Genomic DNA, 17,151 nt, shown 5'->3' on the forward strand with positions numbered 1-17,151 from the left:
GTTGTTCTCCCCCTTATGCGTGAAAACGGACAAGAGGCCTGAATGCCACCTGTCCGTCTTCATCAATAAATTAAACTCCTAATGGATTGATCGGACGGCTGCCATAGTAAGACAGGATGCTCTTCGTTTCTGTGTAGAGATCCAGTGACTCAATGCTTAGCTCACGGCCAAAGCCGGATTGTTTGTATCCGCCGAATGGTGTGCCCGGGAATGCAGAGAATGGACAGTTGACCATAACGATTCCTGCTTGGATTTGATTGGCTACCCGAGTTGCACGGGCACCGTCTTTTGTCCAGATTGCAGAGCCAAGGCCGAACTCTGTATCATTCGCCAGTCTGATCGCTTCTTTTTCATCCTTGAATTTCATTACGACAACAACTGGACCAAAGATTTCTTCTTTAACGACTTTCATGTCATGGTTCACATTTGCAATGACAGTCGGCTCATACCAGAAGCCATTCTCATAGCCTTCAGGCTGTGCTACATTTCCGCCGGCAAGAATTTCAGCGCCGTCTTCGATCGCAGACTTCACATAGCCGTCAATTGTGTCAAGCTGACCTTGGTCAATGATGGCGCCCATGTGTGTTCCTTTATCAAATGGATCACCGAGTTTAATACTTTTTGCTTTTTCAACAAATTTGCTAACGAACTCATCATAGATATCTTCATGAACATACAGGCGAGAACGTGCTTCACAAGATTGTCCGCTATTATAGAAGATTCCGAATAATGAACCATCTACTGCTGCATCAATGTCCGCATCGGCAAATACAAGATTAGGAGATTTACCGCCAAGTTCAAGTGTTACGCGTTTTAATGTTTGAGAAGCTTTGGCCATAATGTCTTTCCCAATTGGTGTAGAGCCAGTGAAGGCTACTTTGTCTACTTGTGGGTGTCCTACTAAATAATCGCCTACTTCCGCTCCTGATCCCGGAACGATATTTACAACGCCTGCTGGAACGCCTGCTTCCTGACAGATTTCACCGAGGACAATCGTTGTCAGCGGAGTAAGGGATGCCGGCTTAACAATAACAGAACAGCCAACAGCAATAGCAGGGGCAATTTTCCAAGCAGCCATCATCATTGGATAGTTCCATGGAGTAATTTGCGCACAAACACCAACCGGTTCTTTTTCAGTATAGTTATGGAATTGTCCAGGAACATTGTTAACTGTGCCGCGGTGACCCACGATCGCTCCAGCATAAAATTCAAAGTCTTCAATCGCTTGCGTGATCTGTCCTTGAGCAGCGTGGATCGTCTTGCCTGTGTCAAGAATTTCAAGCTCAACAAGTTCATTAAAACGAGAACGCATAATCGCAGCAATTTTATTTAGCACCTGTGCACGACGACCTACAGGATACTTCTTCCATTTACCATTATCGAATGCTTCACGTGCTGCTGCAACTGCTTTTTCTGTATCTTCCTTTGATGCCTTTGCTACTTCAGCCACCAGCTCACCCGTTGCCGGATTGTATGTCTTGATCGTTTCACCTGTGCTGCTTTTTACTTTCTCGCCATTGATGATTAAATGATAAAAATCGCGTTTAATTGCTTCTTGTTCTACTTTTGTTTCTTGAGTTGTTGACATAGGTTCCACTCCCTTTATTTTCCTGAGAAAACAGGTTTTCTTTTTTGCATGAATGCTTCGACACCCTCGCGGTGATCAGCCGTTAATCCTGCTGTCCGCTGTCCTTGTGCTTCTTGCTCAAGGTAGTCTTCAAAAGAAAGCACAGAAGCGGCTTTCAATGAGCGTTTAATTAAGCCAATTGCTTTTGTTGGCATAGCGGCAAGGCGAGCCGCAAATGCGCTCACTTCGTCTGTGAATGTTTCTGCGGAAATCATCTGGTTGGCAAGGCCGAGCGCCACCGCTTTTTCTGCTGGCACTTTCTCTCCCAAAATCGATAATTCTGCTGCTTTTGCCTGGCCGACAAGCTGCGTGAGGAAATAAAGATTGCCTGAGTCAGGAATGAGTCCTACATGAACAAAGGCATTGACAAAGCTAGCTTTCTCCGAAACCAGTCTGAAATCACAAGCCAGCGCCAAGGAAAATCCTGCACCGGCAGCTACCCCATTAACAGCAGCCACAATCGGCTTTTCACATTGTCTGATTTGTTTAACCATTGGCCCATAATGTTTTCTTAAAATGTCACCATGGTCCATATTTTCATCCACTTCCGACAAGTCCTGGCCGGAGCAAAATGCCCGTCCTTCTCCTGTAATCACGATACAGCGCACCTCATCATCCTGTGAGGCAGCTTTGACTGCGTCTTTAATCTCGCGGTTCATTTGCGCTGTAAACGCATTCAGCTTGTCAGGCCTGTTTAAAAAGAGCCAGGCGACTCCGTCTTTCACGTCATAACGGATCGTTTCAAACATTCGACAAAGCCCCTTACCTTCCTCTATAATTCGGTTTCCTTTTTTCGACAAACGCATTCATGCCTTCTTTTTGATCCTGCGAGGCAAACAACAAATAGAAATTTTTTCGTTCATACTGCATGCCTTCATACAGCGAGTAATCGACTGCCTTATTGACCGAATCTTTGATGAGCCGTACGGAAAGAGGCGGCTGTTTCGCAATTCTGCCTGCAAACTTCATCGCTTCTTCCATTAGTAGCTCCGGCGCGACAATTTTATTAATGACCCCGTGAGCAAGAGCAGCCTCTGCTGGAATCCGTTCACCTGTCCATAGCCATTCCAGCGCTTTCGTGCGGCCAACGAGCTTTGTCAGTCTTTGTGTACCGCCCGCCCCCGGCATGACACCGATCGACACTTCAGGAAAGGAAAACTCCGTGCCGGCTGCCGCGATCAATATGTCACAGCTGAGCGCTAGCTCGAATCCGCCGCCAAAGACAAACCCTTTAACAGCGCCGATAATCGGCTTTTTCACTAATGATAGCCTGTCCCAATCGGCAAACTGATTTAAAAGCTCAAGGCGGATCGGATCATCTTCTGCCATTTCATCAATGTCCGCACCAGCTGAGAAAGAATGTCCTTTTCCCGTCAACAAGATGACAAGAACTTCTTCGTCACGGTCGAATGTCTCGATCGCTTCTACGATCTCACCGACCATTCTACGATTCAGCGCATTCAGTTGGCGGGGGCGGTTTAATTCAATAACCGCCGTGCCGCCCTTTACGGATGTTTCGATGAATTCAAAACGGCTCATTCTACTTCCTCACCGATCATTAATGTAACGAGATCACCTGCAAATCCCATTAAATCTTTTCCAGAAGCTTTTCCTTCATCTGAGCGCATGCCATTCTTTAAATCTTCCATGCTATCGTAAATCATTTCGCACATCAGATAATATTCTGCTTCTCCGCCTGTCATAACGGATTTATTAAATTTTGTTACTTTCATTTCACGAAGGCCCGGAATTTTTGCTGTAATCGGTCCATGAACATTAAAATAATGCTCGTCGAATGTTTCTTTATCTTTTGGTTGCTTATATAAAGCTACTACTTTTGCCACTGTACATCCCTCCACTTTTACATCATTGTTGAAACAGGCTTCATTGCCTCAAACGGATTTTTACAGCTCTTACAATATAAGATGCTTCTGCAGGCCGTCGGTCCGAAAATGTTCTCCATTGTGACATAAGTAGACCCGCAATACGGGCAATCTACATGCCACGAACCATCTTCTTCAAAGTGCTTGGGCGGCGGGGCAATCCCGAACGCACGCAGGCCTTTATGACCTTCTTCTGTAATACGATCCGACGTCCATGGCGGATGAAAAACAAATTCTACGTCTACTTCTTCAACGAAAGAAAGTTCTTTCACAGCGCTGACTGTGTTCTTTTTAATAATTTCAAGTGCTGGACATCCTAAGAATGTTGGTAGAAGAACCACTTTTACATGACTTCCTTCAGCGCTGACTTCCTTTACCATACCGAGATCAATAATGCTAACTGTGTCGATCTCTGGATCTTTCACATTTGTTAGTGCCTCATATACTTGCTGACCAGCAGATTCTATAGGTGTATTCATTAAGGCCACCTCTTTTCGGTATTAAATTACCAAGCAGCTGCAGGGTCTAGTCTGTATACTTCAGAAAGAGTCGCCAGTGCTGCTGTTAAGTCTTCTGTATGTTCGCCATTCCGGCCATTTTTAGCTGGTGTTTCAGGAATTACAGGCACTGCCATTCCAAGAGATTCAAAGACTGGCGCCATGTTCGCTTTCCATTTATCTTTCAATTCTTCTTCGCTAGCCATCAGATTGTTGCTTTCAATAGCCGCTTTCTTATTACCATACGAGAAAACATCTCCAAAATCCTTCATTACCATTTCAATAGCGTCGTTCATTTTTTGTTTCGCTTCATCTGTTGAGCTTAACAATTGAACAAACCATGTTTTCCAGTGCAGCAAGTGATAGTAAAGTTCCATGTTCACTTTCACGGCTGTTTCCGCAAGCGGTTGGTAAGAGCTTTGACGCAAAGAGTCAATTTTCACTTTTTTTGCTTGAGCATAAAAGAAATTTCTAACGACAGCATACGCCCAATCGTACTGAGGCGTCTCCATGTAATAACCTTCACCGTTCACACGTTCAGCAAGCACGCTGTTTTTTCTTTCCTGAGCCGGACGCAGATGAGCAAGGTCATCCGCTTTTCCTGCCTCTAGTTCCTCAAGGAGAGAGTAATACATTGCCGCATGCCCCATTGTATCTTGGCTGATGGATGAGGAAGCAACGTCTTCCTCGATATGAGGAGCGAGCCCGAGCCATTCAGAGCCGCGGAAGGAAATTAAGAAGTCGTCATCTGCCAGTTGAAATAACAGATTCGTTACTGCTTCTTTATATTCCGGGCTTAATACGTTGTTTTCTGTGCTGCTCATTTGCCGTCTCCTCCCCATGACAAGATTTCTTTTTCATCCAGCATTTGCTGTTCATAATGACGCCACTTTTTCTTTAAGTAACCATACCCTTTTGTCGTGCGGTACTGCTTATTATCTAACCGGCCAAGTGTTAATTTTTCCTCTGCATCCATTGACCGAATATGTTTTCTATTGACGATCCAAATGTCGGCAACCGGCTCGCGACGCATAAAGTTCTCTTGAGCCATGATAAGCGCCATGTCTTCGTTCGGGGCAAGCAGGCTGAACTGATGCTGAAATGCAGAGCTCGGCGTCCGCTTGCTGAATACTTCATATTCTTGGTAAAATGTTTTTTCTGCCATTTTCCTTCTGCTCCTCTCGATTCGCTTAGCTTACTGTAGCTGCAAGGGCATCGCGCACCCAGGCATTATTTTCATAAGAAGTTCTGCGCAAGTTCAAGCGTGCTTGAGAACGCGGACCTTGATTTTTAATAATTTTCTTGAATTCTGACCAATCTGGCTGCTGGTAAACCCACACTTTATTTTCCTCGTCATAATGCATAGTGGAGTCTGGAAGCTTTAATCCCAGTGATAGAATGCGCGGAATATATTTATCAAAGAAATCCTGTCTCAATTGCTCGTTTGTTTTTGTGCGGATCTTATATTTAATGGTCACGTCCTGTTTAGAAGAACCAGTTGTGTCTTTACTTGCTGGCCCGAAGAACATAAGCAGTGCATCCCACCAGCGATTTAATGCGTCCTGGATCATCGCTCTTTGTTCTTCTGTTCCTTCTGCAAGCGCCATGATGATCGCTTCACCGTGCTGTGCATGAAACACTTCCTCTGCACAAATGCGCTGCAGTGCTCTTGCATACGGTCCGTAGGAAGAACCAAGCATATTTGTTTGCGTAATAATCGCTGCACCGTCAACAAGCCATCCGATTAACCCTGCATCTCCCCATGTTCTTGTATCCATGTGAAAAACGTTATGGAACTTCAAGTCACCGTTGAATAAATCCTGCATTAAGTCACCGCGGTTTTTGCCGTATGGTTTCAACAAGTCTTCTGCTACGCGAAGAAGAAGCTGTCCGTGTCCCATTTCATCCTGCACTTTCGCCATAATGCCGAGCTTTCTATGAAGGGAAGGAGCTTTCGGCACCCACTCTTTCTCTGGAAGCGCTCCCATTATTTCGCTGATCCCATGCATAGAAATTAACTTAACAAGCGCCATGCGGTATTCTTCAGGCATCCAGTCATCCGCTTCAATTTTATCCCCGGCTTCAATCCGCTGCATAAATTGTGCTAACTTTTCTTCTTCTGTCATCATTGTCAGATTAGACATTGTCTGCTCCTCCTTTAATTCTATCGCAGTCCTAAAACTTATATATAACATTTTTATAACGTAATTATAAATTATTGTTATACACAATGCAAATATATTCTGATAATTTTTAATGAAATTTTCTTAATTGCCCATATACATAGAAACGCCGGTCTTATAGACCGGCGTTTCTATGTATATCTTATGAAAGGAATATTGACTTTAGACTCTTTCTGCACAAAATGGCTGACCAGCGATTTTAATAGATTCTGTCGGACAGCCCTCTGCTGCATCCTCTAAATCATCCAACAAATCATCTGGCACTTCAGCTGTTCCTTCGTTGTCATCCAAAATAACGTAGGAAATCCCCTCGTCATCATAGTCAAAGATATCCGGCGCGCTCGCTCCGCAAGCTCCGCAGGCTATACAAGTGTCTTTATCGACAATAGTATATGTCGGCATGATGTAGTGTTCCTCCTTTGTTGATAAGCAATCTCTCGATTATTTTGCATCTCCCATTACAGACGTACTATGTAACGGCTGTACTTTCGCTTTTGGATCAATGTATACTTTCGCGTTGCTGACAGCCGTCGGCGCTTCGCCGAAGCCGCTCGCAATCAGCTTCACCTTTCCTTCATACGTACAAATATCTCCCGCTGCGTAAATCCCCGGGATGTTCGTTTCCATCCGAGAATTGACGACGATGCTGTTCTTCTCAATGTCTAGTCCCCAGTTTTTAATGGGACCGAGGGAAGAAACAAATCCGTAAGTAACGACAACGTCATCGACCTCGATCACCTCTTGCTGTTCCCCTTTCACTTCTTGGAGAATGACCTGTTCGATTCTCTCTTCCCCAACAAGTTCAGTCGGCACAAATGGCGTTTTGATATTGACTGAAGAATTCTTCATCGTTTCCACACTGTGCTCGTGGGCACGGAATTTATCGCGGCGGTGGGCAATGGTCACCTGCTCGGCGATCGGCTCCAGCATCAGCGCCCAGTCCACCGCCGAGTCGCCGCCACCGAAGACCTGTACTTTCTTTCCGGCAAACTGGTTCAGGTCGTTGATAAAATAGTGAAGGTTCTTTCCTTCGTATTTTTCCGAGCCGGCAAGCTCCAGCTTTCTCGGCTGGAACGCCCCGTTCCCTGCTGTAATAATCACTGTTTTCGTATAGTGCGTACCCGCATTCGTTGTCAGCTTGAACGTACCATCTTCCTGCTTTTCCAGTCCTTCGACTGCTTCCTCGAGGCAGACGGTCGGATCAAACTGATTCATTTGCTCTTTTAAATTATCGACAAGCTCCTGAGCTCTCACTTTAGGAAAGCCGGCTACGTCATAAATGTATTTTTCCGGGTAAAGGGCCGACAGCTGGCCGCCTAGCTGCGGCAAGCTTTCAATGATCTTGCAAGACATCTGTCTCATTCCCGCATAGAAAGCGGTGAATAATCCTACTGGCCCTCCCCCGATAATCGTGATGTCAAAAACTTGCTGGTTGTCAGACATTCCGTAATTCCTCCTTCAATCTAGTCATTCTCTTATTATACGCCGACCGTGTCGGAATTTCTCAAATCAACGATTCGGATTGCTTTTCCTTCTGACCTTGGAATCGCTTTAGGGATATTAAAGATTGTATTCATTGACACCAAACAGGTGGATTTCATCAAATGCTGGATTTCTTTTTTCATTTGCTGAATGCGCAAGTGGGACAAATCTTCTCCGATTTCTCGATACAATTCGCTCTCCACTTCTACATGAAGTTCTACGCCATCCATTGTGCCTTTTCTAACAAGGTGAATTTGATAATGCGGCACAAGGCCTTCAATTTGCAAAAGGACACGTTCGATTTCAGATGGGAAAACATTAACGCCACGAATAATGAGCATGTCATCTGTACGCCCTTTTACTCTAGACATTCTCACTGTTGTCCGTCCACATTTGCAGGTTTCTCTTGTAATGGATGCAAGGTCACCCGTACGGTATCGGATAATCGGAAACGCTTCCTTCGTTAAGCTCGTAAAGACAAGCTCACCGATTTCCCCTTCAGCAACCGGCTCAAGCGTATCTGGATTAATTACTTCAACGAAAAAATGGTCCTCTTGAACGTGCAAACCATCTTGTGCTTCATAACATTCAATAGACACGCCAGGCCCCATAATTTCGCTCAAGCCGTAAATATCAACCGCTTTCAAATTTAACGTTTCTTCGAGCTTAGTACGCATTTCTTCAGACCATGGCTCCGCACCAAAAATACCATATTCAATCGATGTATCTCTTGGGTCCTTGCCCATTTCCTGCATTTTTTCAGCAATATTTAAAATGTAAGAAGGCGTACCGCAAATGCCTCTTGGCTTAAAGTCTTCAATGACTGTAATTTGTCTTTCTGTGTTTCCTCCTGAAATAGGAACAACAGCTGCCCCAAGAGCTTCCGCCCCGTAATGTAGACCAAGACCGCCAGTGAACAAGCCATAGCCATAAGCGTTATGAAAAATGTCTGATTTCTTTCCGCCTGCCGCTACAATGGAACGGGCTACTACTTCACTCCACACGTTAATGTCATTCTGTGTATAGCCAACGACAGTCGGTTTTCCGCTTGTACCGGAAGATCCATGAATGCGAACAACTTCTTCCTGCGGAACAGCAAATAAACCAAATGGATAATTATCGCGTAAATCTTGTTTTTTTGTAAATGGCAGCTTAACAATATCATCTAAGCTTTTAATATCTTCCGGAGTGATCCCTAATTCTTCAAATTTCTTTTTATAGAATTCAACATTCTCATATACTCTTTCGACTGTTTTTTGAAGGCGTCCAAGCTGTAAACTCTCCATTTCAGAACGCGCCATTGTTTCAATTTGCGGATTATACATTGTGTAGCCCTCCAATTGCATAATATATAGCCTTTGTTTGAAAAATCCTTCTCGAAAACTCATAACGATTTTAATACGATGATTGGAATAATAGTAATATGTTTAAATTTTAAAATTTACGCAGCTTGTTGTCAATGATAATTTCTGAAAATTCATATTTGAACCTCTCATTTGTATATTCGTTTCATTCAGTTTTGTTATCGTTTTCAATCCTCCTCTTAAAGCGGCCCACATTAAGACAGAATAGTTCGAACTTTCGATTTACATAACGAGAAGGCTATGGTACTTTTATCTAAAGAATTTATAAGCCATTACTGGTTTAGCGTTTTAAAATCGTATGATGCTATTTTTCTAGATCATCCATCTATTCCTTACATAGCGCTTTTTACTCAAGTGAAGCGTTAAAGCGGGAGGGCAGAACCAATTTAGAAAATTCACGGGAAGGTGATTAAATTGACTAGACAACTAGACGAGCAAGAAATCCATGCTGAACACTATGACCAGATTGTCGAAACATTCAAGCAGGAGCCGTACGCCAATCACTTAGGTATTCAGTTAACTGCGCTTGGCAAAGGAACCGCTTCGGCTGAAATGCAAATTGAAGACTATATGTTGAACTCTCATGGAACTGTTCATGGTGCTGTTATGTTCGCCATTGCGGATTACGTATTTGCAGCAGCAAGCAATTCTTATGGGAAAGTCTCTGTCGGCTTATCCACCAATATGAATTTTATGGCTCCTGGCCGCAAAGGAGCCACTTTAACTGCTACAGCCGTTGAAGAAAAGAAAACCCGGCGCATCGCATGGTATCGAATCACTGTTGAAAGTGAAGGAAATCTTCTTGCAACAATGGAAGCCACCGTGTATAGAAAAGACCAATACTTTGTCCCGGTGGATGAATCTTAAAAAGGAAGACTGTCAGAAAAAACTGGCAGTCTCTTTTTGTTTTGAAAAGTTTTCTTTACACATAAAACAATCTTCATAGACAGCTTGTCTTAAGGGGAAGCGATGGGAAAACAGATGGCCTCGTACAGGCGGCTTCGCTTTTATTCTATCCAGCTCCGCCTCCTTGGAGCTCGAGGTCATATGCCGACCTGGTTGTGTGGCTGAGGAACGCCACTTCACCATTTCGTCTTATGCTTGTCGCTCCAGTGCAGGCGGCTTCGCTTTTATTCTATCCAGCTCTGCCTTCTTGGAGCTCGAGGTCATATGCCCGACCTGGTTGTGTAGCTGAGGAACGCCACTTCACCATTTCGTCTTATGCTTGTCGCTCCAGTGCAGGCGGCTTCGCTTTTATTCTTAAAATACTTCCGTCCACTCTTCGCGTTTTGATAGCATATACCGGGCAAGTTCTTTTGCTCCTTCAAGGCTGTGGCTAGCCGCCCATCCGCATTGCACTTCGTTGCAGGCAGGAACTTCTGTTGCTTCGAGTACATCTTTTAATGTGGCTTCTACAATGCGCAAAATGTCATCAAAATCTTCGTGGTTAATGACGGATAAGTAATAGCCTGTCTGACATCCCATCGGACTAATGTCTACAATTTTATCCGAATGGTTGCGGCTGAATTCCGCCATCATATGCTCGAGGGAATGAATGGCAGGCATGTCCATATGTTCTTTATTTGGCTGGGAAAAGCGCAGATCATATTTGTAAATTTGATCTCCATTGATCCCTTCTTTTTTGCCAGCAAGCCGAATATAAGGTGCTTTTACTTTCGTATGGTCAAGGTTAAAGCTTTCTACGTTCATCTGTTTTTGTTCTGCCATCATGATCGCTCCTTTATCAGAAAGTTAACTCTATTATATCAGTTCTCCTGAACATTTGGACTATTTCATCGCAGATAAAGCGGTTTGTTTCCAACCGTCTTTCTCTTTATTAAACTTCATCACTTGCCGCGTCGTTTCTGCGACTTCCTTTCCTGTCTGCAAATCTTTTGTGACAGATTTCATTGCCACGAATATATAAGCCTCTTTTTTCTTATCATCATACTTAATGATAGCTGTATGTTGAGGTTCCATTTTTGCATCAAATGTATCAAATACCTTTTTCACGTAAAGACGCTCTTCCTCATAATTGCGTTCTGTATTTTTAGAAATGGTCTCCATATATGCATCGAGATCTTTTCCGTTAAAGGCATCTACGTGCTGGGCAAGCGTCTTCATTAACTCCTCTTTTTCTTTTGGAGGCACATTATCTACATCTTCAATTGGCTGAGTCACGACAGGCTGTTTCGTTTCCTCAGGCTGATCAGCTGCCGGCTTAGGGTCTTCTGCTGCTTGTGGTTGATCTGCCTTTTCTTTCTTTGCCTCTTCATCACCACATCCAGCCAAGAGAATCCCGGCCAGCAAAGCAGGCACCATTAATCTTCGTATCAACGTCTTCACGTCCTTTCTGCCCTATTGTATGTCAAGTTGCCCTTTTTCCTCAACTGCTGAACATAGAAAAAATTAGCGAATTGCGTGGGCAGGAGGAATGGCACTTCGAAGCTTGATTACTGATTAAAGCACCGACCGGCTACTTGCCGGGCATCCGAACGGTGCTTGCTGATCAATGCGGGCAAGTATCCTTCATAGAAATAAGGATCGGTCAGGCCGCCAAAGAGGCACCCCTGGATGCTGACGCACCGCCTCTCCTTCAGAACCCATCTGCCAGCCTCTCATTTGCTCCCCCTGCACAGTGTTTTTTCCCCTTAATCGAAAACTCCTTATATGATGTGTAATGGCCTAGCTAAGTACCGCTAAAACCTTCCACACTAAAAAAGCAGCAGGCATGACTACCTGCTGCTTCCATTTATCTAACCTCTACCCAGCCTTTTTTAATAGCAGTAACAACAGCCTGTGTTCGGTCATTTACATTCATTTTCTGTAAAATATTGCTGACATGGTTTTTAACCGTTTTCTCACTGATATATAATGCTTCGCCGATCGCTCGGTTGCTTTTTCCATCTGCAAGAAGCTGAAGCACTTCACATTCGCGTCGAGTGAGCAAATGAAGCGGACGACGCACTTCTGTTTGCTGGAACCCTTTTCCCTTTCCTTCATCATTGGCCAGACGGCGATAATCAGAAATCAGATTATGTGTTACGCGCGGATGCAAATAAGAACCGCCATCAGAAACAACTTTAACAGCTTCAATTAATGCATCGGCATCCATTTCTTTTAACAGATAACCCATAGCTCCTGATTTCAGTGCATGCGTCACATAATTCTCATCATCATGAATGGAAAGGATAATCACTTTTGTGTCCGGGAACTTTACTACAAGTTCACGTGTCGCCTCTACACCATTCACCTCTGGCATATTAATATCCATCAAGACGACATTTGGATGGTATTGCTCAATCAGTTCAACAGCATCCTTGCCATCGTCCCCTTCCGCTACTACTTCGAATGATTCCTCGAATTCTAAAATCCGCTTAACCCCTTCACGGAATAATTGATGGTCATCAATAATAACGATTTTCGTTGTCATTGGTCTTCCTCCCTTAATTCAATCTCTACTCTACAATTGGAACACGAATCATCACAAGTGTTCCTTCGTCCGGTTTAGAATGGATAGAAAGGTCACCTTCCAACAATTCAAGGCGTTCTTTCATTCCCATAATGCCGAACGAACTGGTCTTTTTCTCTCTTATATCAAATCCTTGGCCATTATCTTTAATAACAGCCAGCACTTGATGTGCTTTTATTTCTAGTTTTACCGTAATGGATGTCGCTTCTGAGTGCTTTAATGCATTCTGCACCGATTCCTGTATGAGCCGGAATAAAGCGACTTCCAATTTGGACGAAAGCCGTTTTTCGCTTCCCATATTTGTAAAATGAATTTTTGTCGATTTTTTTAATGATTGTACATGTTCCTCGACGGTTGCCAAGTATTTTTTCAATGTGGGAACAAGACCAAGATCGTCGAGAGCCATTGGGCGTAGATCATAAATAATCCTGCGGACTTCGTACAAAGCGGAGCGAACCATTTGTTTCAAGTTGCGAATTTCTTTAAATGCTTCATCCACACCCCGTTCTCTATACAGCCGCTCAATCAAATCAGATCTAAGCAGCACGTTTGCCATCATCTGCGCCGGACCATCATGTATTTCACGCGATAACCGCTTTCGTTCTTCTTCCTGCGCCTCCATAATTTGCAGGCCGAATTCCTGTTTTAAACGGGCATCCTCCAGTACTTCGCCGATTTGCTTCATGTCTTGTGTCAAATAATTTAAGACAACAGATACTTGGGAAACGAGATGCTCTGCTCGTTCGATTGTCGATTCAATCGTCGACAATCTTCTTTCCAAGTCGTTCCTTTTTTCAAGAAACTGCTTCTCCCTTTGCCGGGAAACGAGCAGCTTCATTTGCAGATCGTGAGCTTTTTCGTAGGCCTTACGGACAGTCTCTTCAGAGTATGTATGAAAATTTTGACTCACTTCCGACAAACGGTTCCTAGCCATTTTGACCTTTGTTTCAAGTTCATCTTGTTCATCAATTAACTGATGTACCTGAATACGGACTTGTTCGAGTTCTCCCAGCAAGGATTCATAGTCGTGTCTGCTCTGCTCAGCAATCGCGAATAATTCTCCTTTACTCTGGTCTACCGTCACAATCATTTTTTTTAAAATGGTATCTAAAAGTGATGTATTGGTGTTTTTAGCAGCCATCATTAGGTAATCCCTTCCTCGACATCCCTATTTTACCTTTATTTCATCTATATCACTATGATGAGGATAGGTATTTGTATAAAATCCCTCTAAAAGACCCTTAAAAATTAAAATCTCTGGGAGAGAGGAGCTTATATAGAACTACTTTTCCGATAAGTTATCGTAGTTTTAAAAAGGACCTCTTTACCACTTTAACCCGTCTACTTGGCGATTATACAACATTGAGGATGCATTCATTATATCATGACTGAATTTCCTATACATTAAAGTTTAATTACTATTGCGTTAAAAAGATTTCCATTTGCGTACAAAGAACCATATGGCTTTGCTCCTCTCCTTTTTTCATATATCATAAGAATGATTAGTACCCATCTTTTTGTCGTTTAAACATATTATTTGCCTAATTTTCAAATTTTTTATTGGAGGAATGAACCTTGCTCCCTCATTATTATACCGTTAAGGGCTACGGCGAAGAGGAAATCGTTATACAGAAATCCCGCTTTATCGCCTACGTCACCCGTGCAGAAACCGAAGAACAAGCTCAGCAATTTATTGCTGAAATCAAAAAGAAAAATTGGAATGCTACTCATAATTGTTCTGCTTACATGATCGGTGAGACGAATCATATCCAAAAAGCAAATGATGATGGAGAACCGAGCGGAACAGCCGGCCTTCCTATTCTCGAAGTGTTAAAAAAACGCGGTTTAAAAGATACAGTCGTTGTCGTTACTCGTTATTTTGGCGGGATTAAGCTCGGCGCAGGCGGTCTTATCCGCGCATATGGAAAGGCTGCTTCTGAAGGGATCGATGCGGCAAAAGTTGTTGAACGCCGGCTGATGCAGATCATGGAAATTGCGATTGATTATACTTGGCTTGGCAAAGTTGAGAATGAGCTGCGATCCTCTGTCTATTCTATCAAAGACATTCATTATCTCGATAAAGTAACGGTAGAGACATTTGTCGAGGAAAATCAAAAGGAAACATTTACTGACTGGATGACAGAATTAACGAATGGCCAGACTGTCATTCAAGAAGGTGCGCTTCTCTATCAGGAGAAAGTTGTCAAATCTTCATAGAATTTTAGCGAATATGCCAAAAATTAAATTTACGCCTGCTGCGTTTCATAGTAAAATGTTACTTGGCCTCTGGAGAATGATAACTATTTGAATAGTTGATTCTTGCCGCATTACTCTATTGAAGGAGCTAAACTATATGTCATCAGATAGACAGCGTTTGCAAAAACGCAAAAGACAGAGAAAAAAGCGTCGCGTTGCTTTTTTCATCCTATTGCCTATCGTATTTCTCACATTCACAGCCGCCGGCTACGGTGCCTTTTTATATAAAAAAGCAGAAACTATTTTTACAGATTCTTATATGGATGATGGCCGTAAAAAATCGGACTTGCGTGATGCAGAAGTTCATCCGCTTAAAGATAACATTTCCATCTTATTTATCGGGATTGATGAAAGTGATGTGCGTACAAAAGAAGATAAGACACGCTCAGATGCCTTAATGCTGGCTACTTTAAATGTAAAAGATAAGTCCATTAAATTACTTAGCATTCCGCGTGATTCCTATGCATATATTCCAGAAGTCGGCTACAAAACAAAGATTAATCATGCGCATGCTTTTGGCGGGCCAAAAGCAACCATTGATGCCGTTGAGGACTTACTGGATGTTCCTGTTGATTACTACGTCCGCATGAATTTTTACGCGTTTATGGACGTGGTTGATGCCTTGGACGGTATCAAGTTTAACGTTCCTTATAAGCTGTCAGAGAAAGATTCTAACGATCGCCATAATGCCATCAAGCTTGAACCTGGCCTTCAAGAATTAAATGGCGAAGAGGCTTTGGCTTTAGCGCGGACCCGCCATTATGATAATGATATTGAGCGTGGCAAACGTCAGCAGCAGCTATTGAGAGCCGTGATTAAAAAAGCAACCTCTTTCAACTCGATTACAAAATATGATGAAATTCTCGAGGCAGTTGGCTCCAACATGAAAACCAATATGACATTCAGCGAAATGAAGTCGCTTATCAACTATGGGAAATCAGGAAATATAGAATTTGAATCCCTCACCTTAATCGGTGATGATGATAAAATGTCTAATGGCGCTTATATTTACCGTCTTGATGAAGACGAGCTCGAAGTCGTCAAACGTAAACTTGCCCGTCACCTAGAAATTGACTAACCAACGAATGAAAAGCGTAGCCCGCCCAAAAAAGCTGTCGGATGATCCGACAGCTTTTTTTCGTAGGCTTAATTCTTTTTATCGCGAACACGCATAAAGTTAAGGAGTGGCTTGTAATTAGAGCTAACGAGACCGATACTTTCAACGAACAGCTCGATAGCAATCACAATCACTGCAATCATAATAAATGCACCCCAAATGGTTGCCATAGAAAAAATAACAGCAGCTAAACCAAACATAGAGGCGATTGCATAAATAATAATTACCGTTTGCTTATGAGTGTATCCCATGCGCAGTAAACAATGATGCAAATGTGATTTGTCAGGGGCCGATAAAGGCTGTTTGTTTACTTTTCTTCTAACGATTGCAAAGAATGTATCAGAAATAGGCACACCGAGAATAATAATTGGGATAATTAGTGAAATAACGGTAATATTTTTAAAGCCAAGCAAAGAAAGGACGGCAATAATGTAGCCAAGAAACAGAGCGCCCGTATCTCCCATAAAAATTTTGGCTGGGTGAAAGTTGTAACGCAAAAAGCCAAATGTGCTTCCTAAAACAAGCAAAGCCATGCTCATTACGTATATATCGCCCTTCATAAATGCCATCAGGCTGATGGTTAACAGGGCAATGGATGATACGCCTGCCGCCAGTCCATCCAGCCCATCGATTAAATTGATCGCATTTGTAATGCCGACGATCCACAGAAGAGTCAATGGTACGCTAAGAACTCCAAATTCCATTTCACCGCCAAATGGCAGAGTAATGAATTCCATCTTTACACCGCCGTATAACACAACAACGAGAGCAGCAAGCAGCTGCCCTCCCAGCTTTACTTTCGCCGATAACTCAAACCGATCATCAAGTACACCTGTTATAATAATAATCACACTGCCAATAACGATAGCAGCATTAAAGGGCGACTGCGGTTTCAATAAAAGTAAGCCGATCATAAAACTAATAAATATCGCTAATCCCCCCATACGGGGCATAACTGTTTCATGGACTTTCCGATAATTCGGCTTGTCGATCGCACCGACAGCAATAGCCATCTTCTTTACGAGCGGGGTGATCGCGAGCGATAGTAATACACACATCAAAAAGGCAAAGAGAACCATGAAGTACCTCCTCTAGCTATACAGACGAGTTTTGCATTTTTTCTTCCATATAAATTAACAGCATTTAACATCAGCATGCTGCTAATGACTTGCTTATTTTATTTTCCCTCATAAATTCATTTCACTTCAACATTATAATGGTAATTCAAAATAACTTCTATAAAAACAAGTAAATTCGCTATTTTCTTTTT

At 42.9% G+C, this 17,151-nt stretch carries 19 protein-coding genes; 3 read left to right on the forward strand and 16 right to left on the reverse strand.

The window, feature by feature from the left end; translation table 11 throughout:
* Window positions 1-70 precede the first annotated feature (70 nt).
* The 11 genes from CJ483_RS11170 to paaK all read right to left on the reverse strand — a co-directional run bounded on the left by CJ483_RS11170 (window position 71) and on the right by paaK (window position 8,997).
* The gene (locus tag CJ483_RS11170; protein ID WP_120034936.1) at window positions 71-1,588 is read right to left on the reverse strand and encodes an aldehyde dehydrogenase family protein; all 1,518 of its coding nucleotides are present in this window, start codon (window positions 1,586-1,588) and stop codon (window positions 71-73) included.
* A gap of 14 nt (window positions 1,589-1,602) precedes the next feature.
* Window positions 1,603-2,376 carry an enoyl-CoA hydratase-related protein gene (locus tag CJ483_RS11175; protein ID WP_120034938.1) on the reverse strand — a complete coding sequence of 258 codons (774 nt, stop codon included), beginning with the start codon at window positions 2,374-2,376 and terminating at the stop codon, window positions 1,603-1,605.
* Between the two features lie 13 nt (window positions 2,377-2,389).
* On the reverse strand, window positions 2,390-3,166 hold the full coding sequence (locus tag CJ483_RS11180) for an enoyl-CoA hydratase/isomerase family protein (RefSeq protein ID WP_120034940.1): 777 nt from the start codon (window positions 3,164-3,166) through the stop codon (window positions 2,390-2,392).
* The gene (locus tag CJ483_RS11185; protein ID WP_120034942.1) at window positions 3,163-3,471 is read right to left on the reverse strand and encodes an EthD family reductase; all 309 of its coding nucleotides are present in this window, start codon (window positions 3,469-3,471) and stop codon (window positions 3,163-3,165) included. Before CJ483_RS11185 ends, CJ483_RS11180 begins: the two co-directional genes overlap by 4 nt.
* Window positions 3,472-3,488: 17 nt before the next feature.
* On the reverse strand, window positions 3,489-3,989 hold the full coding sequence (paaD, locus tag CJ483_RS11190; RefSeq protein ID WP_120034944.1) for a 1,2-phenylacetyl-CoA epoxidase subunit PaaD: 501 nt from the start codon (window positions 3,987-3,989) through the stop codon (window positions 3,489-3,491).
* 26 nt (window positions 3,990-4,015) lie between these two features.
* Entirely contained in the window at window positions 4,016-4,831 is an 816-nt protein-coding gene (paaC, locus tag CJ483_RS11195; protein WP_120034946.1) for a 1,2-phenylacetyl-CoA epoxidase subunit PaaC, read from the reverse strand.
* The gene (gene paaB, locus CJ483_RS11200) at window positions 4,828-5,172 is read right to left on the reverse strand and encodes a 1,2-phenylacetyl-CoA epoxidase subunit PaaB (protein ID WP_120034948.1); all 345 of its coding nucleotides are present in this window, start codon (window positions 5,170-5,172) and stop codon (window positions 4,828-4,830) included. The genes paaC and paaB overlap by 4 nt, the downstream gene beginning before the upstream one ends.
* Window positions 5,173-5,197: 25 nt before the next feature.
* Window positions 5,198-6,151: a 1,2-phenylacetyl-CoA epoxidase subunit PaaA gene (gene paaA / locus CJ483_RS11205; RefSeq protein WP_120034950.1), complete on the reverse strand. Its 954-nt coding sequence runs from the start codon at window positions 6,149-6,151 to the stop codon at window positions 5,198-5,200.
* A 201-nt stretch (window positions 6,152-6,352) separates the two neighbouring features.
* Window positions 6,353-6,592 (reverse strand): ferredoxin, encoded by a 240-nt coding sequence (locus tag CJ483_RS11210; protein WP_120034952.1) that lies wholly within the window; start codon window positions 6,590-6,592, stop codon window positions 6,353-6,355.
* A 39-nt stretch (window positions 6,593-6,631) separates the two neighbouring features.
* Entirely contained in the window at window positions 6,632-7,633 is a 1,002-nt protein-coding gene (locus tag CJ483_RS11215) for an NAD(P)/FAD-dependent oxidoreductase (protein ID WP_120034954.1), read from the reverse strand.
* Window positions 7,634-7,668: 35 nt separating this feature from the next.
* Window positions 7,669-8,997, reverse strand: coding sequence for a phenylacetate--CoA ligase PaaK (paaK, locus tag CJ483_RS11220; protein WP_120034956.1), 1,329 nt, complete (start codon window positions 8,995-8,997; stop codon window positions 7,669-7,671).
* A 453-nt stretch (window positions 8,998-9,450) separates the two neighbouring features.
* Between paaK and CJ483_RS11225 the strand changes: the two genes are divergently transcribed.
* Window positions 9,451-9,903: a PaaI family thioesterase gene (locus CJ483_RS11225; RefSeq protein WP_406908886.1), complete on the forward strand. Its 453-nt coding sequence runs from the start codon at window positions 9,451-9,453 to the stop codon at window positions 9,901-9,903.
* A gap of 393 nt (window positions 9,904-10,296) precedes the next feature.
* Here CJ483_RS11225 and CJ483_RS11230 read toward each other — a convergent pair whose 3' ends face one another.
* The 4 genes from CJ483_RS11230 to CJ483_RS11245 all read right to left on the reverse strand — a co-directional run bounded on the left by CJ483_RS11230 (window position 10,297) and on the right by CJ483_RS11245 (window position 13,649).
* Entirely contained in the window at window positions 10,297-10,764 is a 468-nt protein-coding gene (locus CJ483_RS11230) for an S-ribosylhomocysteine lyase (protein WP_120034958.1), read from the reverse strand.
* A 60-nt stretch (window positions 10,765-10,824) separates the two neighbouring features.
* Window positions 10,825-11,373, reverse strand: coding sequence for a hypothetical protein (locus tag CJ483_RS11235; protein WP_142927225.1), 549 nt, complete (start codon window positions 11,371-11,373; stop codon window positions 10,825-10,827).
* A gap of 415 nt (window positions 11,374-11,788) precedes the next feature.
* The gene (locus CJ483_RS11240; protein WP_120034962.1) at window positions 11,789-12,469 is read right to left on the reverse strand and encodes a response regulator; all 681 of its coding nucleotides are present in this window, start codon (window positions 12,467-12,469) and stop codon (window positions 11,789-11,791) included.
* Window positions 12,470-12,494: 25 nt separating this feature from the next.
* Window positions 12,495-13,649, reverse strand: a complete 1,155-nt coding sequence (locus CJ483_RS11245) for a sensor histidine kinase (RefSeq protein WP_120037961.1) — start codon at window positions 13,647-13,649, stop codon at window positions 12,495-12,497.
* A gap of 434 nt (window positions 13,650-14,083) precedes the next feature.
* On the opposite strand from CJ483_RS11245, the gene CJ483_RS11250 reads away from it, so the two are divergent.
* Together CJ483_RS11250 and CJ483_RS11255 are read left to right on the forward strand one after the other, a co-directional pair.
* Window positions 14,084-14,725, forward strand: coding sequence for a YigZ family protein (locus CJ483_RS11250; protein WP_120034964.1), 642 nt, complete (start codon window positions 14,084-14,086; stop codon window positions 14,723-14,725).
* 136 nt (window positions 14,726-14,861) lie between these two features.
* Window positions 14,862-15,842 carry an LCP family protein gene (locus CJ483_RS11255; protein ID WP_120034966.1) on the forward strand — a complete coding sequence of 327 codons (981 nt, stop codon included), beginning with the start codon at window positions 14,862-14,864 and terminating at the stop codon, window positions 15,840-15,842.
* Window positions 15,843-15,910: 68 nt separating this feature from the next.
* Here the strand turns inward: CJ483_RS11255 and CJ483_RS11260 are convergent, their stop codons facing one another.
* Window positions 15,911-16,960: a glycosyltransferase family 4 protein gene (locus CJ483_RS11260; RefSeq protein ID WP_120034968.1), complete on the reverse strand. Its 1,050-nt coding sequence runs from the start codon at window positions 16,958-16,960 to the stop codon at window positions 15,911-15,913.
* Window positions 16,961-17,151 lie beyond the last annotated feature (191 nt).

Origin of the sequence: Bacillus sp. PK3_68, assembly GCF_003600835.1 — a bacterium.
Classification (GTDB): domain Bacteria; phylum Bacillota; class Bacilli; order Bacillales; family Domibacillaceae; genus Pseudobacillus.

What these genes read in the sequence shown, in the direction of transcription:
- CJ483_RS11170 (WP_120034936.1), bottom strand. Translation starts at nt 1,588, where the DNA reads ATGTCAACAACTCAAGAAACAAAAGTAGAACAAGAAGCAATTAAACGC.
- CJ483_RS11175 (WP_120034938.1), bottom strand. Translation starts at nt 2,376, where the DNA reads ATGTTTGAAACGATCCGTTATGACGTGAAAGACGGAGTCGCCTGGCTC.
- CJ483_RS11180 (WP_120034940.1), bottom strand. Translation starts at nt 3,166, where the DNA reads ATGAGCCGTTTTGAATTCATCGAAACATCCGTAAAGGGCGGCACGGCG.
- paaD (WP_120034944.1), bottom strand. Translation starts at nt 3,989, where the DNA reads ATGAATACACCTATAGAATCTGCTGGTCAGCAAGTATATGAGGCACTA.
- paaC (WP_120034946.1), bottom strand. Translation starts at nt 4,831, where the DNA reads ATGAGCAGCACAGAAAACAACGTATTAAGCCCGGAATATAAAGAAGCA.
- paaB (WP_120034948.1), bottom strand. Translation starts at nt 5,172, where the DNA reads ATGGCAGAAAAAACATTTTACCAAGAATATGAAGTATTCAGCAAGCGG.
- paaA (WP_120034950.1), bottom strand. Translation starts at nt 6,151, where the DNA reads ATGTCTAATCTGACAATGATGACAGAAGAAGAAAAGTTAGCACAATTT.
- CJ483_RS11210 (WP_120034952.1), bottom strand. Translation starts at nt 6,592, where the DNA reads ATGCCGACATATACTATTGTCGATAAAGACACTTGTATAGCCTGCGGA.
- CJ483_RS11215 (WP_120034954.1), bottom strand. Translation starts at nt 7,633, where the DNA reads ATGTCTGACAACCAGCAAGTTTTTGACATCACGATTATCGGGGGAGGG.
- paaK (WP_120034956.1), bottom strand. Translation starts at nt 8,997, where the DNA reads ATGTATAATCCGCAAATTGAAACAATGGCGCGTTCTGAAATGGAGAGT.
- CJ483_RS11230 (WP_120034958.1), bottom strand. Translation starts at nt 10,764, where the DNA reads ATGGCAGAACAAAAACAGATGAACGTAGAAAGCTTTAACCTTGACCAT.
- CJ483_RS11240 (WP_120034962.1), bottom strand. Translation starts at nt 12,469, where the DNA reads ATGACAACGAAAATCGTTATTATTGATGACCATCAATTATTCCGTGAA.
- CJ483_RS11245 (WP_120037961.1), bottom strand. Translation starts at nt 13,649, where the DNA reads ATGGCTGCTAAAAACACCAATACATCACTTTTAGATACCATTTTAAAA.
- CJ483_RS11255 (WP_120034966.1), top strand. Translation starts at nt 14,862, where the DNA reads ATGTCATCAGATAGACAGCGTTTGCAAAAACGCAAAAGACAGAGAAAA.
- CJ483_RS11260 (WP_120034968.1), bottom strand. Translation starts at nt 16,960, where the DNA reads ATGGTTCTCTTTGCCTTTTTGATGTGTGTATTACTATCGCTCGCGATC.